A 2,507-nucleotide genomic window follows, 5' to 3' on the forward strand; every position below is an offset into this window, starting at 1 on the left:
CGCCGCCTACCAGATCGCCGCCAACGCCGCCTTCGTGAGCGCGGCGCCGCAAGAACAGCGCAGCCAAGCCTTTGGCCTGGCGCAGGGTGGCATAAGCCTGGGCCAGGGAGTCGTCATGATCCTGGCGGGAGCCGTCGCGGATCACTATTCCCCGGCATGGGTCATTGCGGTAGCTGGCACTATCGGCGCCATGGTTGCGTTGGCGATCGCGGCCAGCTGGGCCCGTGAGCGCGCGCGGACGCCGAACGAGCACTTTGAGAGCTAGAGGTCAGCCCCAGTGGTTGTCGCGCATGGCGTGCTCCCTTCCCGTGTGGCGGCTGGATGCGGTTGGGTGGGTTCAGCCCCAGTGGTTGTCGCGCATGGCGTGCTCCTTTCTCTAAGTGGTCGGTTGAATCCTCTGAGTAACTACTATGAACGTTCCGCCGAGAGCCTTGGTTCAGCTTCGGCGTGCGCACGGCGCACTCCCTCCCGCGCGTCCCTTACACAACGCCGGGCGCTTGCGGGTTCCCATTGTTGCCCGCAAACGAGGTGGAGGGGTGCTTTGCGGCTAATGCCGGAAATAATCCGACTCCAAGTGACCTTGTGCAACTGTTCTGATACGCCAGTTGCTCCATCAGCCCAACGGGGAGGTATTCTTCTACCGGTGAGTAGCCGGGTTTTCACGTTTTGCACTCCCCGGCACTGACAATGCGGGAGAATGGTCCGAAGCTCTCCATATGGTGGCGAGGCTTATGAGGAAGGCACCGATGCGCGGCGCTCGTCGCTTGCTGTCGCAATCGGTCGCGGTCCGTAACTGGCCGCTCTGGTCGCTGCCTCGCTGGCTCGTCGCCTTCGTTCTCGCGATCATCGCTGCGGACCTGGCCGCCCTTGTCGTCGCGGCGTCATCGACCGCGATCACCACGGACAACCTGGCCCTGTTCGGTCTCCTGGTCGGCTGCACCGCGGCCGCCGTAGAGCTGACCAGGAAGTCGGGCGAGCAGGGCGGCATGATCAAGGACGTCGCGGGCGTGTGGGAGCTGTCGGCCGCCATCCTGCTGCCCGTGCTTTACGCGCTGGTCATCCCGATCATCCGGATAGCGCTCCTGCAATGGCGGATCCGGCGTGCCCCCGTCTACCGCCGGGTCTTCAGCGGGGCCATGCTCAGCCTTTCCTACGGAGCCGCGTCGGTGACCTTCCACGGTCTGTCCGGGCTGATACCGCAGGGGGGGACCCTCAGCCGGGGCACGGTGTGGACCCTGGTGGTGGTGGTCAGCATCCTGGTGAAGGAGACCGTCAACAAGACCGTGCTCATGACGGCGGTCAAGGCCACCGACCCGGGTGCGACATACCGGACAGAGGTGTTCAGCCGCGAGTCCATGTACAACAACGCGGCCGAGATCTGCACGGGCGTCCTGGTGACGTACGGGGTATCCGGCAATCCGTGGCTCGCGCTGGCCGCGCTGCCCGTGGTCACCTTGCTCCAGCGATCCCTGCGGCACGTCCAGTTGCTTAACGACTCGAGGGCCGATTCGAAGACCGGCCTGCTCAACGCGGCGACCTGGGAGCGTGAGGCGACCACGGAGGTGACTAGGGCGGTGCGGACCAGGACCCCGCTCGCGATCGCCGTGCTCGACATCGACCGGTTCAAGGTGATCAACGACACCCATGGCCACTTGGTCGGCGATCAGGTGCTCAAGGAGCTAGCCCGCTCGCTCGAAAGCGTGCTGCGGGACTACGACCGCGCCGGGCGGTTCGGTGGTGAGGAGTTCTCGCTCCTCCTGCCGCAGACGCGGGCGGTGGACGCCTTCCGGATCGCCGAACGTGTGCGGGCGAGCATCGCCGACATGTCCATAATCGTCCCCGGCGCGACCGGCGGGGAGCGGGTGCACGTCACGGTGTCGATCGGCGTGGCCGCGCTGGACAGCGGGTCCAAGCGTGAGTACTCCGAACTGATGGCCGCGGCCGACGCCGCCTTGTACCGGGCGAAGTCCGGCGGCCGTGATCAGGTGCAGATGATCAGCACCACGCGGGGCCTGAGCGCCATCAGCGGCACTGATGACCGCGCCGATGGCAGCCGCACGGAGACGCCGAGCGTGTTCCGCCGCGCGGCCGGTTCCTAGGCGGCGGTCTTCGTCGCGTCCGGCACCGCCAGGACGGCCAGGATGGCGTTGCCCCCGCGGCGGCACTGTGACGCGTTCCCCGTCCGCAGCACGTCAGGGGTGTCGTATCCCTGGCAGGTCCAGCCGTTCACCACTACCGGCGCGCCGCCGCCGTTTCCCGGCACCTGCCCGCCGGAGATCCTGGCCGCGTACTCCTTCTCGACCCTGATGGCGGTCGTGCAGTTCACCGAGCCCTTGGCCACCGTGATGACAACCGGCACGCCCGCGGCGGTGCGCGCGCTGCCGCAACTCGCTCCGGCCGTGGCGGGCCCGGACGAGCACCCGGTCAAGAAGCAGGTCCCGAGGCCGCATAGCGTTACGAAAACCCATGCCGTGTTGCCCGCTCGCACGGTCTCACCCTAGTGTCCC

General features: G+C 67.1%; 3 protein-coding genes. 2 read left to right on the top strand and 1 reads right to left on the bottom strand.

Going from position 1 to position 2,507, the window contains the following annotated elements; genetic code table 11:
• Positions 1 to 265, top strand: a 265-nt coding sequence (locus VN779_RS06650) for an MFS transporter (RefSeq protein ID WP_325721208.1), incomplete at its 5' end; no start/stop codon positions are given.
• Between the two features lie 481 nt (positions 266 to 746).
• The gene (locus VN779_RS06655; RefSeq protein WP_325721210.1) at positions 747 to 2,099 is read left to right on the top strand and encodes a GGDEF domain-containing protein; all 1,353 of its coding nucleotides are present in this window, start codon (positions 747 to 749) and stop codon (positions 2,097 to 2,099) included.
• Here the strand turns inward: VN779_RS06655 and VN779_RS06660 are convergent.
• Positions 2,096 to 2,359 (bottom strand): hypothetical protein, encoded by a 264-nt coding sequence (locus tag VN779_RS06660; RefSeq protein WP_325721212.1) that lies wholly within the window; start codon positions 2,357 to 2,359, stop codon positions 2,096 to 2,098. The genes VN779_RS06655 and VN779_RS06660 overlap by 4 nt on opposite strands.
• Positions 2,360 to 2,507 lie beyond the last annotated feature (148 nt).

The organism is Actinocrinis sp. (genome assembly GCF_035605935.1).
Lineage (GTDB): Bacteria > Actinomycetota > Actinomycetes > Streptomycetales > Catenulisporaceae > Actinocrinis.

Coding starts and splice junctions, on each gene's coding strand:
- VN779_RS06655 (WP_325721210.1), top strand. CDS start 747: ATGCGCGGCGCTCGTCGCTTGCTGTCGCAATCGGTCGCGGTCCGTAAC.